This is a genomic window from Ensifer sp. 22521, assembly GCF_052044795.1.
Lineage (GTDB): Bacteria > Pseudomonadota > Alphaproteobacteria > Rhizobiales > Rhizobiaceae > Ensifer.
Window position 1 is genome coordinate 88,957 of record NZ_JBQENM010000025.1, and the last position, 18,026, is coordinate 106,982.

General features: G+C 62.2%; 15 protein-coding genes and 1 tRNA gene. 8 read left to right on the forward strand and 8 right to left on the reverse strand.

All coding sequences use genetic code 11. From position 1 onward, the window contains the following. Nucleotides 1–73: 73 nt before the first annotated feature. The 5 genes from ACTJKE_RS28935 to xylF form a co-directional block, all read right to left on the reverse strand. On the reverse strand, nucleotides 74–769 hold the full coding sequence (locus ACTJKE_RS28935) for an alpha/beta fold hydrolase (RefSeq protein ID WP_440693250.1): 696 nt from the start codon (nucleotides 767–769) through the stop codon (nucleotides 74–76). A 423-nt stretch (nucleotides 770–1,192) separates the two neighbouring features. Next, a tRNA-Arg gene (locus tag ACTJKE_RS28940) sits at nucleotides 1,193–1,269 on the reverse strand. A gap of 195 nt (nucleotides 1,270–1,464) precedes the next feature. Beyond that, complete coding sequence (locus ACTJKE_RS28945; protein ID WP_034793927.1) at nucleotides 1,465–2,250, reverse strand: ATP-binding cassette domain-containing protein; 786 nt, start codon at nucleotides 2,248–2,250, stop codon at nucleotides 1,465–1,467. Nucleotides 2,251–2,262: 12 nt separating this feature from the next. Then, nucleotides 2,263–3,588: a sugar ABC transporter permease gene (locus ACTJKE_RS28950; RefSeq protein ID WP_057249109.1), complete on the reverse strand. Its 1,326-nt coding sequence runs from the start codon at nucleotides 3,586–3,588 to the stop codon at nucleotides 2,263–2,265. 227 nt (nucleotides 3,589–3,815) lie between these two features. Beyond that, nucleotides 3,816–4,853 carry a D-xylose ABC transporter substrate-binding protein gene (xylF, locus tag ACTJKE_RS28955; protein WP_057249110.1) on the reverse strand — a complete coding sequence of 346 codons (1,038 nt, stop codon included), beginning with the start codon at nucleotides 4,851–4,853 and terminating at the stop codon, nucleotides 3,816–3,818. A gap of 346 nt (nucleotides 4,854–5,199) precedes the next feature. Here xylF and ACTJKE_RS28960 point away from each other — a divergent pair, with 346 nt between their 5' ends. Together ACTJKE_RS28960 and ACTJKE_RS28965 are read left to right on the forward strand one after the other, a co-directional pair. Then, complete coding sequence (locus ACTJKE_RS28960) at nucleotides 5,200–6,414, forward strand: ROK family transcriptional regulator (RefSeq protein WP_058320819.1); 1,215 nt, start codon at nucleotides 5,200–5,202, stop codon at nucleotides 6,412–6,414. Nucleotides 6,415–6,543: 129 nt separating this feature from the next. After that, nucleotides 6,544–8,904, forward strand: coding sequence for an EAL domain-containing protein (locus tag ACTJKE_RS28965; protein WP_113132205.1), 2,361 nt, complete (start codon nucleotides 6,544–6,546; stop codon nucleotides 8,902–8,904). Nucleotides 8,905–9,002: 98 nt separating this feature from the next. Here ACTJKE_RS28965 and iolG read toward each other — a convergent pair whose 3' ends face one another. Next, nucleotides 9,003–9,995, reverse strand: a complete 993-nt coding sequence (gene iolG, locus ACTJKE_RS28970) for an inositol 2-dehydrogenase (RefSeq protein ID WP_113514949.1) — start codon at nucleotides 9,993–9,995, stop codon at nucleotides 9,003–9,005. 337 nt (nucleotides 9,996–10,332) lie between these two features. Here iolG and ACTJKE_RS28975 point away from each other — a divergent pair, with 337 nt between their 5' ends. Beyond that, the gene (locus ACTJKE_RS28975; protein WP_057249114.1) at nucleotides 10,333–10,587 is read left to right on the forward strand and encodes a hypothetical protein; all 255 of its coding nucleotides are present in this window, start codon (nucleotides 10,333–10,335) and stop codon (nucleotides 10,585–10,587) included. Between the two features lie 3 nt (nucleotides 10,588–10,590). Here the strand turns inward: ACTJKE_RS28975 and ACTJKE_RS28980 are convergent, their stop codons facing one another. Both ACTJKE_RS28980 and ACTJKE_RS28985 read right to left on the reverse strand, forming a co-directional pair. Beyond that, nucleotides 10,591–11,040 carry a hypothetical protein gene (locus ACTJKE_RS28980; RefSeq protein ID WP_113514947.1) on the reverse strand — a complete coding sequence of 150 codons (450 nt, stop codon included), beginning with the start codon at nucleotides 11,038–11,040 and terminating at the stop codon, nucleotides 10,591–10,593. A 97-nt stretch (nucleotides 11,041–11,137) separates the two neighbouring features. Then, nucleotides 11,138–12,118 carry a LysR family transcriptional regulator gene (locus tag ACTJKE_RS28985; protein WP_058320822.1) on the reverse strand — a complete coding sequence of 327 codons (981 nt, stop codon included), beginning with the start codon at nucleotides 12,116–12,118 and terminating at the stop codon, nucleotides 11,138–11,140. Between the two features lie 284 nt (nucleotides 12,119–12,402). Here ACTJKE_RS28985 and chvE point away from each other — a divergent pair, with 284 nt between their 5' ends. The 5 genes from chvE to ACTJKE_RS29010 form a co-directional block, all read left to right on the forward strand. Next, complete coding sequence (chvE, locus tag ACTJKE_RS28990; protein ID WP_057249117.1) at nucleotides 12,403–13,470, forward strand: multiple monosaccharide ABC transporter substrate-binding protein; 1,068 nt, start codon at nucleotides 12,403–12,405, stop codon at nucleotides 13,468–13,470. A gap of 98 nt (nucleotides 13,471–13,568) precedes the next feature. Then, the gene (mmsA, locus tag ACTJKE_RS28995; RefSeq protein ID WP_057249118.1) at nucleotides 13,569–15,104 is read left to right on the forward strand and encodes a multiple monosaccharide ABC transporter ATP-binding protein; all 1,536 of its coding nucleotides are present in this window, start codon (nucleotides 13,569–13,571) and stop codon (nucleotides 15,102–15,104) included. Next, nucleotides 15,104–16,312 (forward strand): multiple monosaccharide ABC transporter permease, encoded by a 1,209-nt coding sequence (gene mmsB, locus ACTJKE_RS29000; protein WP_058326419.1) that lies wholly within the window; start codon nucleotides 15,104–15,106, stop codon nucleotides 16,310–16,312. Before mmsA ends, mmsB begins: the two co-directional genes overlap by 1 nt. A gap of 170 nt (nucleotides 16,313–16,482) precedes the next feature. Then, on the forward strand, nucleotides 16,483–17,478 hold the full coding sequence (araD1, locus tag ACTJKE_RS29005; RefSeq protein WP_058326418.1) for an AraD1 family protein: 996 nt from the start codon (nucleotides 16,483–16,485) through the stop codon (nucleotides 17,476–17,478). A 66-nt stretch (nucleotides 17,479–17,544) separates the two neighbouring features. Beyond that, nucleotides 17,545–18,026 (forward strand): aldehyde dehydrogenase family protein (locus ACTJKE_RS29010; RefSeq protein ID WP_440693254.1); only part of this gene is annotated, 482 nt, incomplete at its 3' end.

Genomic DNA, 18,026 nt, shown 5'->3' on the forward strand with positions numbered 1-18,026 from the left:
ACAGCGCCGTCATTCGACGGCGCCCGCTTGACTGGTCCAGAGCGTATCAATCGAACGGAACGGCAGGCAGACTTTATCCGGCCGATTGCTGCACCCTGTCGGCGGCCTCGCGGATCACCTCGTAGACGCGGCGGGGTTGAGACAGCATCGGGACGTGGCTAGAGGCCAGTTCCGTCACCTTTGCATTCATGCGCTTGGCGAGGAAGCGTTGCAGGTCGGGCTGAACTGTCCGGTCCTCGGTACCGACGATGTAGTATGTCGGCTTTGTTTTCCACGCCGCACCCGGAACGGGTTGATCGAACAGGTCTGCCAGCGGCCCCATCTGCGTGGCCCAGACGAGCCTCTGTTCTGCTTCAGGCAGATCGCCGGCGAATTCCGGGATCCCCGAAGGACGAAGAAACAGCCGGCCGTCCGCCACCTCGATATGCTGGAAGACGGGGGTCTGGGGGAATTTTGTCTGGTCGGCCGCCGTCGTTTCACCGTTCTCCGGCGCCAGCGCGCAGATATAGACGAGCGCCTTGACGCGATCATCGGTGCCCGAAGCGGTGATGACGGTACCTCCATAGGAATGTCCGACCAGAACAACCGGACCGCGCACACGGCCCAGCGACGTGCGAACTGCCGCGGCGTCGTCGGCGACGGTATTCAAGTGGTTTTGCGTCGCGATCACTTCGTAGCCGTCGGCAACCAGCAGTTCGATGACCTTGCTGAAACAGGATCCGTCGGCCCAGAGGCCATGTGCGAAGACAATGCTGGGTTTGTTGGGCATGCCACACCTCCAGGGGAAGCAACTTTCCCGAACGACATCCGTATGTTCGGCCGGCGGGTCAGGAAAGGGCGGACGAACTTCCTGCTGGAAGCTCGGTCGCCGAGTTTAAGCCGCTGCCGGTGTTTTTCAAACTTGCTATGTCGGGCGAAGCGCGTCTTTCGCCTGCGGCGGGCCCTACAGCGCCACGCGTCTTACTGACGCGCAAAGGTCGCTGTAGCACTTTGAATTGCTGCATGTTTTTGTCCTTCAATCGGCTACGATTAAAGGAAACATGCAGTAGGCCCTTGAATAGAACAGGCGCGAAGCGCTCAGGAAGAGCAGAGTAACGCCCTTCGCCGCCGAACATCGCCTTTCATGCGACAACGAATTTTGTCAGATGGCCTGCGCGTAGCCGATCGCGAGAAGTCGTAAATTCGGCAAAAATGGCGCACCCGACAGGATTCGAACCTGTGACCTTTGGAATCGGAATCCAACACTCTATCCAGCTGAGCTACGGGTGCATCCGTTGGCGGCAGGGCCGCCGAAGCAGGCTGTGAGCGGTTCATAGCTTAGCTTTGGCGCCGCATCAATGGTGAAAAGGCGGAGTTCGCAGGGGAATTTGTGGTTGCTGCTGAAAATGCAACTGCTTGCCCTGCTTCTGCCGGTCGACAAAAAGGGCTCGGCGGCGGGCGTGAGGCGCGCCGCCGAGTATTGGTTCATGCCACCTGCATGGCGCCGGGGCCGGGGATCGCCTTTGGCGGCACCTTGCCCATGATGATCATGCCGAGCACCTCGTCCTTGGTCACGTCCTCGGTGCGGGCCTGGCCGACGACCTGGCCGTTCTTCATCACCGATACACGGTCGGCGAGGTCGAAGACGTCGTGGATGTCGTGGCTGATCAGGAAGATGCCGATGCCTTCGCGCTTCAGTTGCTTGATGAGGTCACCGACCTGGGCGGTTTCCTGTGGCCCGAGCGCTGCCGTCGGCTCGTCCATGATCAGGATGCGGGCGTCGAAGAGGATCGCGCGCGCGATCGCCACCGATTGCCGCTGGCCGCCGGAAAGCGCCTTCACCGGTTCCTTGAAGCGCTGGAAGTTGGGATTGAGGCGCCCCATGACTTCGCGGGCCTTGGCCTCCATCGCCACGTCGTCGAGCGTGCCCCAGGGGGTCCTGAGCTCGCGACCGAGATAGAGATTGGCGGCGGCATCGACATTGTCGGCGACGGCGAGCGTCTGGTAGATCGTCTCGATACCGTATTTCTTGGCGTCGCGCGGGTTGTTGATGTCCGCAGCCTCGCCATTGATCAGGATCTCGCCGGCATCGCGCTTGTAGGCGCCGGAGAGGATCTTGATCAGGGTCGACTTGCCGGCGCCGTTGTGGCCGAGCAGCGCCACGACTTCGCCGGGGTAGAGATCGACGGAGGCGTTGTCCACCGCGTGGATGCCGCCGAAGGAGATGGAAATGTTCTTCATTTCCACGAGCGGAGTGCGTTGGTCTTTCATGGATCGTACTCCTTACTTGGCGCGGGCGCGGTAGATGGTGTCGAGCCAGACGGCGACGACGAGAACCACGCCGACGACGATGCGCTGGAACGGACTGTCGATCCCCAGGAGCACCATGCCCGACTGTAGTGATTGCATGACGAGCGCGCCGATCATGGCGCCGGCAATCGTGCCGACGCCGCCGGCAAGCGAGGTGCCGCCGATGACCGCGGCGGCGATCGTATAGAGCTCGTCGAGCTCGCCCTGCGCATTGGTCGCCGCATTGAGGCGGGCGGTCGAGATTGCCGCGGCGATGGCGCACAGTATGCCCATCAGCGTGAAGATCTTGACGGTGACCCAGCGCGTCTTGATGCCGGCAAGTTCGGCTGCTTCCGGGTTGCCGCCGAGCGCGAATACGTAGCGGCCGAAGCGCAGCCGTGTGGCGATGAAGGTCATGACGATGCCGACGGCGATGGCGACGAGAACCGGAATGGCGATGCCGTGCGAGATCTGCAGTCCGCCTTCCGGCCAGGCGATGCCGTTGGCGTCGGCATATTTGCGGGCGATGTTGGTCGGCCAGTAGTAGCTATTGGCGACGGTGATTGCGCCCAGCACCAGGATACAACCGAGGATCGCCAGGAAGTACTCCGCCCAGACCGGGCGCAGCGGGAAGCGGAAGCGCTTGCGCTGCTTTCGCGAATTGAGGATGGCAGCGACGATGGCGATGCAGGCGAGGATGCCGACGATCCAGCTTGCCGTTGCGCCGATCGAGCCTTCTGTGCCGCCGCCCATCAGGCGGAAGGTGGTATTCATCGGCGCAACCGTCTGGCCGCTGGTCACGAACCAGGTGGCGCCGCGCCAGACGAGCAGGCCGCCGAGCGTGACGATGAAGGCGGGCACGTTGAGGAAGGCGACGATCGAGCCCTGGAGGGCGCCGATGGCGGCACCGACGGCGATGCCGCTCAAAAGCGTGATGATCCAGATGGCCGGATGTTCCAGGCCGAGATACTGCGGCAGGAATTTTACCTGCATGACGCCCATGACCATACCGCAGAAGCCCAGCACGGAGCCGACGGAAAGGTCGATGTTGCGGGTGACGATGATCAGCACCATGCCGGTCGCCATCACGGCGACGGAAGACGTCTGGACCGTCAGGTTCCACAGGTTGCGCGGCGTCAGGAACAGGCCGCCGGTCATGATCTGAAAGCCGATCCAGATGATGACGAGCGCGCCGACCATGCCGAGCAGCCGGGTGTCGATTTCGGTGGCGCGGAAGAAGCGCTTCACCGGGTTTTCGTCCGCTGTGCGGGCGCGGTTTGCTTGTGCGCCCTGCGTATTGCCTTGTGTGATGTCGGCCATGGACGTGCCTTCCCCCACTTTTTGTGTTGATGTCGTCGCGTCAGGTGGCACCAAGAGCCGGGATCGACGCGACAAGTCCGGTGCGACGGCAGAGATCGAGCGTTTTCGTTGAGCTGCGCTGGTTGTGCATCTGGCATTGTCCGCCCGGCACACACCTTGCGCAAGCGCCGCAACGGGTTGCGTTGCGGCGCTTGTCTGACGTCAGCGCTCAGTTCTGCTGATGCGGTTTATTTGCAGGCCGCGACGTCGCCCTTGACGCCCTGGCAGGCTTCTTCCTTGGAGATCCAGCCTGCGTCGATCACGACGTTCAGGTTGTCCTTGGTGATCGGCAGCGGTGCGAGGAAGACCGACTGCATGGCCACACCCTTCGGTCCGCCGTTGAAGGTGGTGACGCCGGCGACTTCTTCCATCTTCTTGCCGCCGGCAAGTTCGACGGCGACTTCTGCGGCGCGCTTGCCGAGTTCACGGCTATCCTTCCAGACCGAAACGGTCTGCGTGCCCAAGGCAACGCGGTTCAGCGCCGCCTTGTCGGCGTCCTGGCCGGAGACCGGGACCGAGCCTGCGAGGCCTTGCGCATCGAGGGCTGCGATCGCGCCGCCGGCGGTGCCGTCGTTGGAGGCGACGACCGCATCGACCTTGTTGTCGTTGGCGGTCAGGAACTGCTCCATGTTCTTCTGGGCGTTTTCAGGCTTCCAGCCATCCGTGTAGGCTTCGCCGACATTCTTGATCTTGCCAGCGTCGACGGCTTCCTTCAGCACTTCCATCTGTCCGGAGAAGAGGAAGTCGGCGTTCGGGTCAGCCGAAGAACCCTTGATGAAGACGTAGTTGCCTTCCGGCTTCACCTTGAACACTTCGCGGGCCTGCATGCGGCCGACTTCCTTGTTGTCGAAGGTGATGTAGAAGGCGGCCGGGTTTTCGATCAGGCGGTCGTAGCCGACGACCGGGATGCCTTCGGCAGCGGCCTTTTCGATCGCCGGGCCGATGGCGTCGCTGTCCTGGGCAAGCACGATCAGTGCATTGGCGCCCTGGGCGATCAGCGACTCGATGTCGGTCAACTGCTTGGCGGCCGACGACTGTGCGTCAGCGGAGATGTACTTGTCGCCGGAGGCTTCGAGTGCTGCCTTGATGGCGGCTTCGTCGGTTTTCCAACGCTCTTCCTGGAAGTTGGACCAGGACACGCCGACGACCAGGTCCTTTGCCTGGGCAACGGAATGCAGGGAAACGATGACGGCAACACCTGCCATCAGCTTCAAAACGGATTTCATTTCATCCTCCCGAGTGAGGGCCGGCTGAGCGTGCGAACCTCCCGCACATCCTCCGCCAGCCTTGGAACGCTGTCGTAGATCGTGCCGCTACACCGTGCGGAATTATTTTCTCGACAGTCGAGAAAATGAATGTCATGGATTTTTGAGGCTGTCAACACGGCGTGAATGCGGTGGTTGCGGCATCAACAAGGTGCTTAGCGAGCGGTCGCGTCCGTTGTTTCTCGGCCGCCGATAAAATCCGTGCCACAAGGCTGTCGACAAGGCGTCCGGCGCCTTGTCTTGCCGTTCAACAGATGCTTTGGGAGGGGCATGTGTTCGAAGGATCCGCCACTGACAGGGACGTCTCATGCTGACCAAGTCCAGCACTGAGCTCGTGCGTCAGCAAAACAGCGCGCTGGTCCTTGCGGCGCTCAGGCGTGCCGGCAATCTCTCCCATACGGAAATTTCTGCTGATACGGGGCTTGCCTCGGCGACCGTTTCCGCGATCACGGCGGAGCTGGAAAAGGCGGGGGTGCTCGCCAAGGCCGAGCACCAGGTGCAGGGTGGGCGAGGGCGGCCGCGTGTGCTCTTCACACCGCGGCGCGACTACGGCCATCTCGTGGTCGTCAGGATCTCCTCCGACATCGTGCAATATTCGCTGATCGATTACGGCGGCACGCTTCTCGACCGCTTCGACGAATCGCGAAACCACGACGAGCGCGGCACGGTCCCTTTCGCCCGCGCATTCGTGGATGCGCTCGAACGTCTGCTGCAGCGCTCAAGGCTGGAGCGGGATCGCGTGCTCGCCGTTTCGATCAGCAGCAAGGGGCTGGTCGACAGCGACACGGCGCGGCTTTTGTGGTCGCCGGTCTTCGGTCGGGAAGAGCTGGATTTCGCTGCACTGCTTGCGCCGCAATGGCGCGCGAAAGTCATGCTCAGCAATGAGACGCTGCTGGTTGCGCAGGCGCTCGCAGCGCAAGCCGAACGGAAGCCGGAAGGTGGGTTCAGGGCGCTTGCGGCGATCTCTCTCGGCCACAGCATCGGCCTTGGCGTTGCCCGCAAGAGCCAGAGCGGCGAGATGGATGTCAGCGCGCCGAATTTCGGCCACATGCTGCACGCGCCGTCGGCGGGCCTTTGCCGTTGCGGCGCCTATGGCTGCATCGAGGCGGCAGCCGGGTTCTATGGGATTCTGCGTGCCGCCTTCGAGGTGCCGGCGGATACCATCCCCGCCAAGTTCGTTCCCGTCGCCGAGCTCGACAAGATCGCGGCCAGCGCGCGGCAGGGACATCGCATGGCCGGCTACGCGTTCCGCCAGGCGGGCATTGCGCTCGGCAACGGCATCTCGCGCATGCTGAGCCTTTACGAGCGCATGCCTGTCCACGTCACCGGGCCTGGCATCCGATACTTCGATCTCATGCTGCCGGGGATCGAAGAAGGACTTGCCCAGTCCATGCAGGTCCGCCTCCAGGGCGCTCCCGAAATATCGGTCGCGCCCGACGAGCAACGCCTCGTCTTCGAGGGGCATCTGGAGCGGGCGCTGGGCGCGATCGACGGCGATATTACCGCCACCGGCGTTTCCTGATGCACGGTTGAAGTGCATCGCCTGACGCAACCTTTTTTGGGGTTGTATCGAAGGTGAGCACCTCTAGTAATGCAATTTACAGTTATTTAGCGACTCCTTGTCAATGTGGCGGTGACGCGGGAGACACTCATGTTTTCAGTGATTGCATGCATACGTGATGACCATGACTGGCGCCTTATCGTGGCCGCCGCGATCGTCTGCCTGGCGGGCAGTGTCGCAACGATGTTGCTGCTGCTGCGCGCCCGGCGAAGCGAAGGTAGCCAGCGCAGCCTCTGGATCGCGGCCAGCGGTTTTGCCTGCGGTGTCGGTGTCTGGTCGACGCATTTCATCGCCATGCTGGCCTATGATGGTGGTGTGCCGGTTGCTTACGGCCTCTGGGGCACCGCTCTGTCGGTGGTCGTCGCCATAGCCGCGTCGTGGGTCGCCTTTGCAATCGGCCTCGGTGGTGGTTCACGTCTCTCGATGTCCTGCGGTGGCTTCGTGCTTGGCGCCGGCGTCGCGGCGATGCATTTCACCGGCATGCAGGCGATCGAGATCCACGGGCACATAAGCTACGATCCGCAAGCGACTGTTTCGGCGCTCGTCGTGGGAACGCTGCTGGCGGGTGCCGCGCTTCATGCTTTTCATGCCTTGCGCAGCATGCGGCGGCTGGTCGTCTCCTCCTTGCTGCTGGTGCTGGCAATCTGCACCATGCACTTCACGTCGATGAGCGGCGTGACGCTCATGCCGGAGGCCAATGTGGCTGTCGCCGGCACCATTCATCCCGCCTGGCTCGCCGGCGGGGTCATCGCAGCCTCCACGACATTGATCGTGCTCGCCTTCGGCGCCCTCTTCGTCGATCGGCAGCTGACCGATCTCAGAGGGCTCGCCAACGCCTCGCTCGAAGGCATGGCGATCGTTTTCGATGGCGTCATCGTCGAAGCCAACGAGCGCTTCTCCGGCCTCACCGGTCGGACGTTTTCCGATCTGTCCGGGCGCCGCCCGTCGGAGATCTTCGTCTTCGGCGAGGAAGGGCTCGAGGGACACAGGCGCGGGGATGGTCCCGGCGAGATCGATCTTCTCAACGCCGATGGGCGCACCATTCCGGTGGAATTCATGTGCCGGACGATCGAGTATCGTGGCCGCGAATGCGAAGTGATCTTCGTGCGCGACTTGAGGGCACGGAAGGAAGCCGAGCGCACGATCGAGCATCTGGCCCATCATGATGCGCTCACCGATTTGCCGAACCGCGCCTTCTTCGACCGCAGGCTGGCCCAGACGCTGGCGGCGGCCTCTGCGCGGGGCGAAGAGTTGGCGATCCTCTGCCTCGACCTCGACCGCTTCAAGGCAGTCAACGATATCTTCGGCCACGGCGAAGGCGACCGCATCCTGAAGAAGGTTGCCGATATCCTGCGCCAGGCTGCCGGAGAGCACGACACGGTCGCCCGGCTCGGCGGTGACGAGTTCGCAATCATCCACGTGGGCGGCAAGCGGCCGGTGGCGGCGCGCCAATTGACGGACCGCATCCTGGCGCTGTTTGCCGCGGAAATGGATACCAATCGCGATCCGACCGCCGTCGGCGTCAGCATTGGTGCTGCGCTCTATCCGGTCGACGGGCAGACGGCAGATCAGTTGCGCAACAATGCCGACACGGCACTCTACCGCGCCAAGCAGAGCGGCAAGGGCATCGCCTGCTTCTTCGACCGGGGAATGGATGAGGCGGTTCGCACCCGCCGGCAGATCGAGAACGACCTGCGCCATGCGGTGCTTCGCCGCCAGTTCTTTCTAGAATACCAGCCGCTGGTCGAAGTCCAGAGCGACAGGATCATCGGCTACGAGGCATTGCTGCGCTGGAACCATCCGCAGCGCGGGCTGATCGGCCCTGACGTGTTCATCCCGATCGCGGAGGAAAGCGGCTCGATCATCCAGATCGGCGAGTGGGTGCTGGAACAGGCCTGCACGGAAGCGGCAAAATGGAACGAGCCGCTGCCGATTTCCGTCAATATCTCGCCGGTCCAGTTCCTTCTGCCCAATCTCTTCGACCAGGTCGCGAGCATATTGCGTCGGACCGGCCTTGATCCCTGGCGGCTGGAGCTCGAAATCACCGAGGCGGCGCTGATGCACAATCGCGAGGATGTGCTGGCGGTGCTGGTTCGCCTGCGCGTCCTCGGCGTCCGGATCGTCATGGACGACTTCGGCACCGGACATTCTTCGCTGAGCAACCTGCAGACCTTCCCCTTCGACAAGCTGAAGATTGATTGCAGCTTCACCGCCGCCCTCGAAAGGGACCCTTCCGCACAGGCGATCGTCCGCGCCATCATCGCGCTCGGCCATAGCCTCAGGCTCGCGGTCGTGACCGAAGGCGTCGAAACCGAACGGCAGAGGCAGATCCTGGCGGAGGAGGGCTGCCTGCAGATCCAAGGTTATCTCTCCGGCCGACCGGGCGCTGCGCCCAGCACTGGCCGGGAAGCGCCGCGATGGGAGAAGATGCCGGTGTGCGCCGAGGGCTGAGGCACCTGCGCGGATGCCGGTTTGCCAGAGTGGTGGCATGAAAAAAGCCGGGCGTGTGGCGCCCGGCCTTTCCATTTGATGTGTTACCGGCCGTAGCCTCAGGCGACGCTGATCTGACGCTTCTCGATAACCGACTTCACGGCGGCGTCGGCGAGCGCCAATGCGGCGAGACCATCCTTGCCCGACGGCGTGATTTCCGCACCCTTTTCGATCGCGGCGATGAAGCTCTCGATCTCGTTGGCATAGGCTTCGGTGTAGCGCGTCATGAAGAAGTCGTGCAGCGGCGGGCGGGTGTAGCCTTCGCCATTGGCGATCTCGATCGAGACCGGACGCTGGTTTTCAGCCGAGACGACGCCCTTCGAGCCGTGCACCTCGATGCGCTGGTCGTAGCCATAGGTGGCGCGGCGGGAGTTGGAGATGATCGCCTGCTTGCCGGAAGCCGTCTGCAGGATGACCGAGACGCTGTCATAGTCGCCGGCTTCGCCGATCGCCTTGTCGACGAGAACGGCGGCGGTTGCCGTCACGGAGACCGGCTCCTCGCCGAGCAGGAAGCGGGCCATGTCGAAGTCATGGATCGTCATGTCGCGGAAGATACCGCCCGAACGCTTGATGTAATCGACCGGCGGGGCGCCCGGATCGCGCGAGGTGATGGTCACCATTTCCACGTCGCCGATCTTGCCGGCGTCGATCGCCTTTTTGACGGCCATGAAATGCGGGTCGAAGCGGCGGTTGAAGCCGACCATCAGCTTGGCCTTGGTCTCGTTGACAACCTTGAGGCAGGCCTTGACGCGCTCGGCATCCAGATCGACAGGCTTTTCGCAGAAGATCGCCTTGCCGGCGCGCGCGAAACGCTCGATCAGGTCGGCGTGGGTGTCGGTCGGGGTGCAGATGACGACGGCGTCGATGTCGTCAGCCTTTTCGATCGCCTCGATGGTGCGCACATCGCAGCCATATTGCTTGGCGATGGTTTCGGCGGCGGCAGGGAAGGCGTCGGCAACGGCGACGAGCACGGCATCCGGATTGCCGCTGACGGCTTTCGCGTGAACCTTGCCGATGCGTCCGGCGCCCAGAAGACCAAATCTGACTGTCATCTCAGTTTCTCTCGAATTCCGGCTCGCGACCGGGAAGGGGCGTGATGATCGGCGCTCATCGCGCAAAGGCGCCGCGGAACACTGATTCCGCGAATCGATCGGAGAATTGCCACGAAAAATCGCGTGTTGGAACGCTGCGCCGGCGCCTCTCCCTTGGTACCTCCGCACCCAGTCGGCCCGTCCATTCATTTGGAATGAAGTAGCCGACGTGGGTCATTTCGGAATTTTTATTCCATTTTAGTTGCGTCCGTCAAGGGGCGTGAGGACCGCTGGACTTGCTGTCTTCAATGAATATCCCGTAAATGGGGCGCACATGATAAGGCCACCAGAGGACAGAATGCTCAAGTTCATCGACCCGGACCACCCCTTTTACCGCCCGCTATGGGTCCGCCTGCTGATCGTGGCCTTCTGCGCCGTCTGGACGGTGGTCGAGTTCCTGGGCGAACAGGCGATGTGGGGCATGATCTTCCTGGCCATGACGGCCTATGCCTCGGCAGCGCTGCTGGTCTTCTATAAGCCGAGCGAGAAGAGCGTGGATAAAGCCGCGGACGAAGAGCAGGGCAAGAGCGACGGGGACGGCGCCGCGGGCTGACGATCACGCCGCCGGGTTGATTGCGCGTATCTGCTGCGAGGCTTCGTCGATCAGCATGTTGGCGAGTTTCATGCGCACGGTCGCATTGGCGCGGAAAGCGGCCGGCAGCCGGTCTGGATGGTTCAGGGCGGCGAAGGCACGCCGCTTTGCCGCGAGCGTCATTTGTGTTTCGCCGTCGGCAAGCGCCAGCTCCGCAGCAACCTCGGCAAGGCTGGTGCGATCGAGATAGTCGGGCATGACCGGCGGAGGCGGCGGCTCGACGAAAGAGGCGTCGCGATAGGCGCGCTCGACCGCGCCGAAGGAGGCCGCGCCGACGCTTTCGGCCGAAAGAGCGCTGGCAAACACCGGCGCGTACGGCGTCGTGACACGGGACGCTTCGGCCGGATCCGGCTCGCTTTCCTCTTCCGTCTTCAGTCGCTCGAGCACCGACTGAAACACCGACATTCCGAACATGATGCCTCCAATTGGAAGGAAACCATGACAGCCGGAGGTTATCCCGGGCTGATCACATGATCATGCCCGGGCTGATCACTTGATCATGCCGGGCTGATCACGCACGGCCCTGCTTCAGGATGAGATCGTAGAGCAGCTTGGCGCTCGGCGGCAGCGCGCGGCCCTCGGCGGTGATCAGCCCATAGGGCTTGATGCGGATCGGGATTTCGGTCTTGAGGATGCGGATCTCGCCGGCCGGTGTGCCGTTGCCGGCAATCAGGTTGGCGACGTCGAGCGCCACCGGCGCGATCGCATTGGTGTGGCGCACGATCGACAGCGTCAGGATGATCGAAGAGGTGTTGATGACGGTCGCCGGCAATCTCACGCCGGCCGCCACGAAACTATCCTCGACGGCGCGCCTGAGCAGCGTGCCCGGCGGCTGGAACACCCAGTCGTAGGAGGGCAGATCCTCGGCGCCGACCACAGGTTTGTCGAGCAGCGGATGGCCGTCGCGCACGATCAGGCAGACTTCTTCAAACCCGATCTCCACCATGTTGAAGAGCCGCGGCGGCTGGTCGTCGGGGATGCGCCCGATGATGAAATCGTGGCGCGCGGCAAGCAACTCCCTTGCCAGAACGTTGCTGTTTTCGATCTGGACGTTGATCTCGATGCCGGGATAGGCGGTGATCACCTGGCGAATGGCGGGGACGGCGAGATTGAGCGCCGGGCCGGTGACGGAACCCAGAGAGACCGAGCCGCCGCTGCCCGTCTTGAGCTCGTTGATCTCGCGCGAGGCTTCTCGAAGCTCCAGAAAGATCGTGCGCGCCCGCCGTGCCAGCGCTTCGCCGTAAGGCGTCAGTTCGACGCCACGGGCAATGCGTTCGCAGACCGGCGCCTTCAGCATCGTCTCGATTTCCGACAGCATACGCGAGGCTGCCGGCTGCGAAGTCCCGAGGGCTTCCGCGGCGGCGCTGATGCGCCTGTGGTCGTCAATTGCAAGAATCAGCCGGAGGTGGCTGATCTTCAAGCCGGAGCGAAAGAGTGCTGAATCGAAGAGTTCGCCGGCCGTCCCGGTGGCGCTTGCCTTCTGGTCACGCATTTCCAACCCCTGTGGTTTTTTTGGTTTTCAAATATTTTCAAAAATCACACTGTTCGCACGTGCTATAACAATTTTGGTATGCGTTCAAAGTAATATTGTATTTGACAGTTATATGTTTTGATTCCAGTTTTTGCTCATGTGCCAGCGCATGTAGGAGCATGCGAGGCGGGGAGGCCTCTCCTTCACCTTGATCCGCGGCCGGAGACGAGATCCCGGTCCGCGGATTGCTGCGCATAGACGGAAAGGCTCTGCCTGCCGGCTTCAACTTTTTTGGGAGAGAACTGATGAAATTGATGACTTCGCTTCTCGCAGCCGCTGCGATTTCGATCGCGTCCTTCGCTGCGCCCGTATTTGCGCAGGACAAGGGCACGGTCGGCATTTCCATGCCGACGAAGACGTCGACCCGCTGGATTTCCGACGGCGAGACGATGGAGAAGCTGTTCAAGGAAGCCGGCTACACCCCGGACCTGCAGTTCGCTGACGACGACATCCCGAACCAGCTCGCCCAGATCGAGAACATGGTGACCAAGGGTGCCAAGGTTCTGGTCATCGGCGCCATCGACGGCACGACGCTCTCCGACATCCTGCAGAAGGCCCATGACGCCGGCGTCAAGGTTATCGCCTATGACCGTCTGATCCGTGACTCTGGCAATGTCGACTACTACGCCACCTTCGACAACTTCCAGGTTGGCGTGCAGCAGGCGACGTCGCTGGTGCAGGGCCTCAAGCTCGATGGCGCAACCGAGCCCAAGAACATCGAGCTCTTCGGTGGTTCGCCTGACGACAACAACGCCTTCTTCTTCTACGACGGCGCGATGTCAGTTCTGCAGCCGCTGATCGACAGCGGCAAGATCGTCGTCAAGTCCGGCCAGAAGGGCATGGACCAGGTCGGCACGCTGCGTTGGGACGGTGCTGTCGCCCAGGCCCGCATGGAAAACCTGCTGTCGTCGAACTACACCGACGCCAAGGTCGATGGCGTGCTTTCGCCCTATGACGGCCTCTCGATCGGTATCATCTCGGCGCTGAAGGGCGTCGGCTACGGCTCGGGCGACATGCCGATGCCGGTTGTCACCGGCCAGGACGCCGAGCTGCCGTCGGTCAAGTCGATCCTTGCCGGCGAACAGTATTCGTCGATCTTCAAGGACACGCGCGAACTCGCCAAGGTAACGGTCGGCATGGTCAACGCGATCATGGAAGGCAAGGAGCCTGAGGTGAACGACACCAAGACCTATGAAAATGGCGTCAAGGTCGTTCCGTCCTACCTGCTGAAGCCGGTTGCCGTCGACAAGTCCAACGTCAAGGACGTGCTCGTCAGCTCGGGCTACTACACCGAAGACCAGATCAACAACTGATCTTTTTCAACGGGAAGGGCCCGTGCAAGCGCGCGGGCCCTTTTATCCAGAAGACGGAGCCGGTACTCTCTCGCAGACTGCCGCTGGAATGACTGAACATGGACAATATCATTCTTGAAATGCGGGGCATCACCAAGACGTTCCCGGGCGTCAAGGCGCTGGACAATGTCAGCTTCAAGGTCCGCGAAGGCGAGATCCACGCGCTCGTCGGCGAAAACGGCGCCGGCAAGTCGACGCTGATGAAGGTGTTGAGCGGCGTCTATCCCGCCGGCACCTATGAAGGCGAGATCCACTACGGTGGCGAAGCGCGTCGCTTCTCGACGATCTCCGACAGCGAAGACCTTGGCATCATCATCATCCACCAGGAACTGGCGCTGGTGCCGCTGCTGTCGATCGCCGAGAACATCTTCCTCGGCAACGAGATCGCCAGCAACGGCGTGATCCACTGGCCGCAGACCTTTGCCCGCACCCAGGAGCTCCTGAAGAAGGTGGGCCTCAGCGAGAGCCCGGCAACGCTCATCACCGACATCGGCGTCGGCAAGCAGCAACTGGTCGAGATCGCCAAGGCGCTTTCGAAGAAGGTGCGGCTCTTGATCCTCGACGAGCCGACCGCCTCGCTCAACGAAACCGATTCCGATGCGCTTTTGAAGCTCCTGATGGAGTTTCGCACGCAGGGCATGACCTCGATCATCATCTCGCACAAGCTGAACGAGATCCGCAAAGTCGCCGACCAAATCACCATCCTGCGCGATGGCGGAACCGTCGAAACGCTCGACTGTCAGACCGAAGATGTCGGCGAGGACCGGATTATCAAAGGCATGGTCGGCCGCGCTATGGAAGACCGCTACCCGCCGCGCGAGCCCAAGATCGGCGAGACGCTGCTGGAGGTGAAAAACTGGAATGTCTTTCACCAGCACCACCGCGACCGGCAGTTCCTGCACGACGTCAATTTCACCGTGCGCGCCGGCGAAGTGGTCGGCATTGCCGGGCTGATGGGGGCAGGGCGCACCGAGACGGCGATGAGCATCTTCGGCAAGTCCTGGGGCCACAAGATCACCGGCGACGTGACGATGCGCGGCAAGCCCGTCGATGTCAGCACGATTCCGCGGGCGATCGATGCGGGTCTCGCTTACGTCACCGAAGACCGCAAGCAGCTCGGCCTCGTGCTGATCAACAACATCAAGGAGAACACGACACTCTCCAACCTGAAGGCGGTTGCCGCGAACGGCGTCATCGACGACCGCAAGGAAGCGAAGGTCGCCTCCGACTATCGCTCGAAGCTGCGCATCCGTTCGCACTCGATCTATCAGGAAACGGTCAACCTCTCGGGCGGCAACCAGCAGAAGGTCGTGCTGTCCAAGTGGCTGTTCACCAATCCGGAAGTTCTCATTCTCGACGAGCCGACGCGCGGCATCGACATCGGCGCTAAGTATGAGATCTACACCATCATCAACCAGCTTGCCGCCGAGGGTAAAGGCATTCTGATGATATCATCGGAAATGCCGGAGCTGCTTGGAACCTGCGATCGCATCTACGTCATGAACGAGGGCCGCATCGTCGCGGAGCTCTCGAAGGCGGAAGCGAGCCAGGAATCCATCATGCGTGCCATCATGCGTTCAGGGGAGAAACACTAATGGTCGCCGATACGAGCACCCAAAACAACAAGCCCTCGATCGGGGACTATCTCAAGAACAACATCCGCGAATACGGCCTGCTGGTCGCGCTCGTTGTGATCATGCTGTTCTTCCAGTTCGTCACCAATGGCGTCTTGTTCAAGCCGGTCAACATCACCAACCTGGTGCTGCAGAACTCGTTCATCGTCATCATGGCGCTCGGCATGCTCCTGATCATCGTCGCCGGCCATATCGACCTGTCGGTCGGCTCGATCGTCGCCTTCATCGGCGCGATCTCGGCGATCATGCTGGTCAAATGGGGGCTGCCCGCCTTTGTCGTTATCCCGGCCTGTCTGATCGTCGGCGGCATCATGGGGGCGGCCCAGGGCTATTGGGTTGCGTACCAGAAGATTCCGTCCTTCATCGTCACGCTTGCCGGCATGCTGGTGTTCCGCGGGCTCACCTATGTGGTGCTCGGCGGACGTCCGATCGGCCCGTTCCCGAAAGAGTTCCAGCTGCTTTCGACGGGCTTCGTTCCGGATTTCCTCTATTTCCTCAACCCGGCGCCCGAGACCATTCAGAACATGGTGGCGCTCGTCGCCGTCATAGCTCTGGTCGGCTACGCGATCTATGCGGGCATTCGCGACCGCAAGATCAACGAACAGCACGGCACGGAGAACGAGCCATTCGTCTTCTTCGCCGTACAGATGGCGGTCATTGCCGTCGTTGCGTTGTTCATCGGCTTCCAGCTTGCGACCTATCGCGGCCTGCCGAACGTGCTGATCGCCATGGCCGTGCTGATCGCGCTCTATACCTTCATCACAACGCGCTCGACCATCGGTCGCCGCATCTACGCCATGGGCGGCAACGTCAAGGCGACCAAGCTCTCGGGCATCAACACCGAACGGCTCACCTTCTACACCTTCGTCAACATGGGCGTGCTTGCGGCACTCGCCGGCATGATCATCACCGCCCGCCTCAACTCGGCAACGCCGAAGGCCGGCGTCGGCTTCGAACTCGACGTGATTGCGGCATGCTTCATCGGCGGCGCCTCGGCGTCCGGCGGCGTCGGCAAGATCATCGGCGCGGTGATCGGCGCCTTCATCATGGGCGTGATGAACAACGGCATGTCGATCATGGGCATTGGCATCGATTACCAGCAGCTGATCAAGGGCCTCGTGCTCCTCGCAGCCGTGTTCTTCGATGTCTACAACAAGAACAAGGGTTGAGCCGAAAGCCATAAGACCCGACGCGAACCAGTAACATTCACCGGCAGCCGCGGCTGCCAGGATCGGCGGATTGGCCCGCTGGAATTGGATGGCGAAAGCCAGCCACGGGGACGCTTTTGCCTTGAGAAGGCGAAGACCGCGACCCGAACGACGACAGGAAGGACAGGATCGTGCTGATTTCGCAGATCAGGAACGAAGACGGATCGATAACGGTTGCGGTGCGTTTGCCCGGTGAAACCGCGCATGCGGTCAATGGTGCTGCAAGCGTCTACGCTCTGGCGATGGAAGCGGCCAATGCCGGGCGCAGCCTGAAGCAGACGATCGAGACCAAGGGTCTTGGCGCCGCCGTCGACCTCGACAAGGCCTATGCGGAGGGACGCTTCCTGCCGCCGATCACCCATCCGGATCCGGCGCATCTGCACCTGACCGGCACGGGTCTCACCCATCTTGGTTCCGCCGCAACCCGCGACGCCATGCACAAGAAGACGAGCGAGGCGGCCGAAGAGACCCTGACGGACTCGATGAAGATGTTCCGCATGGGGCTCGAAGGCGGCAAGCCGAAAGCCGGCGAATCCGGCGTGCAGCCGGAGTGGTTCTACAAGGGCAACGGCACCTCCGCCGTGGCGCCAGGTTCGGCACTCGTTTCGCCCGCCTTTGCCGAGGATGGCGGCGAGGAGCCGGAAATGGCCGGCATCTACGTGATCTCCGACACGGGCGTTCCGTTCCGTATTGGTTTCGCCGTCGCCAACGAGTTTTCCGACCACAAGACCGAGCGGGTCAACTATCTCTGGCTGGCGCACTCGAAGCTGCGCCAGGCGAGCTTCGGCCCGGAAATCCGCATCGGAGTTGCGCCTGAGGATATCCGCGGCATGTCGCGCATCCTGCGCGGCGGCAAGGTGCTGTGGGAGAAGCCGTTCCTGTCAGGCGAATCCAACATGTCGCACAGTTTTGCCAATCTTGAGCATCACCATTTCAAATACGGCCTGTTCCGCCAGCCGGGCGACGTCCATGTGCACATGTTCGGCACGGCGACGCTGTCCTTCGGCGACGGCATTCGCACAGAAGAAGGTGACGTGTTCGAGATCGAGGCTCATGGTTTCGGCCTTCCGCTTCGCAACACGCTAGCGATCGCTGCGGAAGAACAGGTCGCCATTCGCCAGCTCTGACACATCTCCTAAGCGCACCGTTCGCGAGGGACGGTCATGCGTGTTTATGAAGGAGGCTCGAAGCCTATGACATTGCACCAGAACCTGATTGCCGGCGAGTGGGTCGGCGGTGACGGGGTTGCCAACATCAACCCGTCCGACACCAATGACGTTGTGGGCGAATATGCCCGTGCGTCTGCCGACGATGCCCGCGCCGCGATCGCCGCTGCCAAGGCTGCGTTCCCGACCTGGTCGCGCTCCGGCATCCTCGAGCGCCACGCGATCCTGAGGAAGACCGCCGACGAGATCCTTGCCCGCAAGGACGAGCTCGGAAGGCTGTTGTCGCGCGAGGAAGGCAAGACGCTTGTCGAAGGCATCGGCGAGACGGTGCGTGCCGGCCAGATCTTCGACTTCTTCGCCGGCGAATGCCTGCGACTGGCGGGCGAAGTGCTGCCGTCGGCGCGACCCAATATCGGCGTCGAGATCACCCGCGAGCCGGTCGGCGTCGTCGGCATCATCACGCCCTGGAACTTCCCGATCGCCATTCCCGCCTGGAAGATCGCGCCGGC

Bases quoted from the DNA above. Each gene is read 5' to 3' on its own strand.
- ACTJKE_RS28935 (WP_440693250.1), bottom strand. From the start codon at position 769: ATGCCCAACAAACCCAGCATTGTCTTCGCACATGGCCTCTGGGCCGAC.
- ACTJKE_RS28945 (WP_034793927.1), bottom strand. From the start codon at position 2,250: ATGAAAGACCAACGCACTCCGCTCGTGGAAATGAAGAACATTTCCATC.
- ACTJKE_RS28950 (WP_057249109.1), bottom strand. From the start codon at position 3,588: ATGGCCGACATCACACAAGGCAATACGCAGGGCGCACAAGCAAACCGC.
- xylF (WP_057249110.1), bottom strand. From the start codon at position 4,853: ATGAAATCCGTTTTGAAGCTGATGGCAGGTGTTGCCGTCATCGTTTCC.
- ACTJKE_RS28960 (WP_058320819.1), top strand. From the start codon at position 5,200: ATGCTGACCAAGTCCAGCACTGAGCTCGTGCGTCAGCAAAACAGCGCG.
- ACTJKE_RS28965 (WP_113132205.1), top strand. From the start codon at position 6,544: ATGTTTTCAGTGATTGCATGCATACGTGATGACCATGACTGGCGCCTT.
- iolG (WP_113514949.1), bottom strand. From the start codon at position 9,995: ATGACAGTCAGATTTGGTCTTCTGGGCGCCGGACGCATCGGCAAGGTT.
- ACTJKE_RS28975 (WP_057249114.1), top strand. From the start codon at position 10,333: ATGCTCAAGTTCATCGACCCGGACCACCCCTTTTACCGCCCGCTATGG.
- ACTJKE_RS28980 (WP_113514947.1), bottom strand. From the start codon at position 11,040: ATGTTCGGAATGTCGGTGTTTCAGTCGGTGCTCGAGCGACTGAAGACG.
- ACTJKE_RS28985 (WP_058320822.1), bottom strand. From the start codon at position 12,118: ATGCGTGACCAGAAGGCAAGCGCCACCGGGACGGCCGGCGAACTCTTC.
- chvE (WP_057249117.1), top strand. From the start codon at position 12,403: ATGAAATTGATGACTTCGCTTCTCGCAGCCGCTGCGATTTCGATCGCG.
- mmsA (WP_057249118.1), top strand. From the start codon at position 13,569: ATGGACAATATCATTCTTGAAATGCGGGGCATCACCAAGACGTTCCCG.
- mmsB (WP_058326419.1), top strand. From the start codon at position 15,104: ATGGTCGCCGATACGAGCACCCAAAACAACAAGCCCTCGATCGGGGAC.